This is a genomic window from Sphingomonas sp. CCH9-F2 (assembly GCF_001556735.1).
Taxonomy (GTDB): Bacteria; Pseudomonadota; Alphaproteobacteria; order Sphingomonadales; family Sphingomonadaceae; genus Sphingomonas; species Sphingomonas ginsenosidimutans.
On the sequence record NZ_LSJO01000290.1, the window covers coordinates 1 to 3364 of the forward strand.

Sequence of the window (3364 nt, forward strand, 5' to 3'; positions counted from 1 at the left end):
GCGGCGGAGCCGCCGGCCCACCCCTGCCCCTCCAGCCTTGCCCGCCGATCAGAACGACGCCGACACCGTCACGCCATAGGTGCGCGGGTCGCCCGGCTGACCCACGACCAGCCCGGTGTTGCCCGACTGGGTCGCCAGCAGTTCGTAATAATCTTTGTCGAAGGCGTTGCGCAGCCACAGGAAGGCGTTCAGTCCGCGATCCGCACGATAGCCCAGCCGGACGTTCGACAGCGCATAGCCGTCGATGTTGGTGTAGATCGATTCGGACGGGTTGGACGAAAAGCCCGAGCGGTAGCTGCCGTCATAGCCGACATAGACATTGCCCCCCGCCGCCAGCGGCACGGCATATTCCGCGCCATAGGAAAACGCCCATTTCGAGATGCCCGGCAGCCGCTGACCGGAGATGTCGCAATTGGCCGGGCTGCCGGTGCCCCCCGACAGTTCGGGGGGGCACGGCGCGTCGGTGAACGTCACATATTTGGCGTCGGTGAAGGCGCCGTTGGCATAGAGGTTCAGCCGCGTGGTCGGGCGGAGGGCGGTATCGACCTCCACCCCGCGGGTGCGCACCTTGCCCGCATTGGCCAGATAGCCGCGCAGCACGCCCAGCTGCCCGTTGGTGACGGTCGCCTGGTAATCGTCGATCTCGGTCCAGAAGCCCGCGACGTTCACCGTCGCACGCCGGTCGAGGAACTGCGTCTTCAGCCCCAGCTCGTAATGGTTGACCTTCTCCGGCCGGACGGTCGCCGCCGACAGGATCGGGTTGCTGCTGGCATCCAGCGGCAGGCCCGACAGGTTGATGCCGCCCGATTTGTAGTTGCGGGCATAGGTGGCATAGGCGTGGACGTCGCGGGCGACGTTCCACGCGGCGGTGATGTCGCCCGACACGTTCCAGTCGTCGAAATCGGGCTGGTAGCGCTGCGGCGCCAGCACGCCGCGCTGATCGGCGTTGAGCGTGGTCGATCCGCTCCCGGTGGTCACCACCGAGACATAGGAACCGCTTTTCTTGTCATAGTTCACGCGCAGCCCCGGTGCGATCGAGAAGGCGTCGCTGATATGCCAGGTCAGCTTGCCGAACGCCGCCGCCGAGGTGTTCGAGAAGCCGATCGTGTTGCGCGCGGTCAATCCGTTCAACACCGCGGGGTTGCAGGCGTTGGCGGTCGCGGTGGCGCAGCCGTTGGCGCCGAACGGCGGGGTGCCGGGGTTGAGCAGAAAGCGGCTCGCCGCCGGCCCCTGTACCTGCAACCCCTGCGTGTCGATCGTCTGGTGGAAGTAGAACAGCCCGGCGACATAATCGATCGTCCGCCGGCCGTTCGACGCGACGCGCAGTTCCTGGCTCCACTGTTTCTGCTGCGACGGATTGGCCGACACGGTGGTGATCGGCAGCCCGATGAAGTCGCGGTCGTTCGACGGATCCCAGTCCCAGAAGCGATAGGCGGACACCGACGTCAGCGTCGCCGCGCCCAGATCCCAGTTCGCGACCAGCGAGGCGCCGCCCAGTTCCTGTTTCGCGCGCAGCGGCGTGTCGAGATCGGTCAGCCGGTCGAAGGCGTTGCGCGACGGCGGCTGGTAGCCGAAAGCGGCGGCGAGCGCGTCATACTGGCGCCAAATGGGGCGCTGCGTGGTGCCGACGCGCGCGAATATCTGCGCGCAGCAATCCGGGTCCTGATGGTTGTAGTCGGCGTAGAGCGTCAGATCGAGGTTGGGCGCGGCCTGCCACAGCAATTGCCCGCGCAGGCTCTTGTTGTCCTGCGCATTGACGTCGGCGCCCGTGCGCACGTTATGGATCGTGCCCCGCCGCGAGGTGACCGAGGCGGACAGGCGGATCGCCAGCGTGTCGGCGATCAGCGGGCCGGATGCCGAAGCCTTGGCCTGGATGAAATCGTAATTGCCGGTGCTGAACTCCACCCGCGCCTCGGGCGTGAAGCTGGGCTTGCGGGTGGTGATGTTGATCGCGCCCGCGGTGGTGTTCTTGCCGTACAGCGTTCCCTGCGGTCCGCGCAGCACCTCGATCCGCTCGGTATCGGTGAAGTCGAACGTCGCCGACGCTATGCGGCTGTAATAGACCTGGTCGACATAGATGCCGACGCCCTGTTCGATCCCGTCGTTGGTCAGCCCGAACGGCGCGCCCAGCCCGCGGATGTTCGCGGCCGAATTGCGCGGATTGGTGGAATAGAATTGCAGCGTCGGCTGGATCTGCGTCAGCCGGCTGACATTATAGGCGCCGGTTTCGGACAGCGCGGTGCCGCCGATCACCGATACTGCCAGCGGCACGGTCTGCACGCTTTCGGTGCGGCGGCGCGCGGTGACGACGATATCGCCCCCCGCCGCCTGCGCCGGGCCGAGGCGGCCGGTGGCGGCGGCCGTGGGATCCTCCTGCGCGGCGGGCGGCTCCACCGGCGGCGCGGCGGGCGTGGATGCGGCCTGGAGCAGCAGCGTGGCGAGCGTGATGGACATGAACCGACCCCTTTCGTTCGTCCGCGCATCATCCGTTCGCGATCAAACCCGATCAAGAAAGTAGGTGTTTACCCCACCCCTTGAATCGCTTCGCCGATTTCCCATTTTCCGGATGTGCGGTGCCCATCAGGGGCCGCACGGTGAAGGGCGCCGCGGATGCCCGGGCGCCTTTGTTCAAATAGCTCGCTGGAGGATTTGACGATGCGTTTCGACCTTACCCCCTACCGCCGCTCCACGATCGGTTTCGATCGCCTGTTCGACATGATCGAGGCCAACGCCCGGAGCGCGTCCGAGAATTACCCGCCGTTCAACCTGGAGCGAGTCGCCGACGACCGCTACCGCATCACGCTGGCCGTGGCCGGGTTCGGCCGTGACGAGATCGAGATCGTCGCGCAGCAGAACCTGCTGATGGTGACCGGCAAGAAGGACGACAAGGCGGACAACGGCAACTTCCTCCACCTCGGCATCGCCAACCGCAGCTTCGAGCGGCGGTTCGAGCTGGCCGACTTCGTGTTCGTGGAGGATGCGCGGCTGAACGATGGCCTGCTGGTGATCGACCTGGTCCGCGAGGTGCCCGAGGCGATGAAGCCCAAGAGCATCGCGATCAAGACCGGCGCGCCGCTGGCCGCGGTCGAAAACAAGAGCGGCGACGAGGCGAAGGCCGCGTAACCCGCGCCGCGCCGCGCGATATCGGCGTTCCTTTGCTCCCTTTCGGAGCGCCGGTGGGGGCGTCCGGGCCTGAACAAGGCCCGGGCGCCTTTCCTTTTCACCGGAAACGCGTCACCCCTGCGAAGGCAGGGGTCTCCCGATGGCGTAAGTTGCGCCCGCCAAGCAGAAGATCCCGGCCTTCGCTGGGACAACGATGTGGAGCGGATAACGGCTCGTCGCGACGTTCCGAATACCCCTACAC

At 66.5% G+C, this 3364-nt stretch carries 2 protein-coding genes; one reads left to right on the forward strand and one right to left on the reverse strand.

The annotated features are described in order from the left end of the window. Positions 1-48: 48 nt before the first annotated feature. Positions 49-2454, reverse strand: a complete 2406-nt coding sequence (locus AX685_RS08750; protein ID WP_066487641.1) for a TonB-dependent receptor — start codon at positions 2452-2454, stop codon at positions 49-51. 201 nt (positions 2455-2655) lie between these two features. Here AX685_RS08750 and AX685_RS08755 point away from each other — a divergent pair, with 201 nt between their 5' ends. Next, positions 2656-3123, forward strand: coding sequence for an Hsp20 family protein (locus tag AX685_RS08755; protein ID WP_066487644.1), 468 nt, complete (start codon positions 2656-2658; stop codon positions 3121-3123). The last annotated feature ends 241 nt before the right edge of the window (positions 3124-3364 follow it).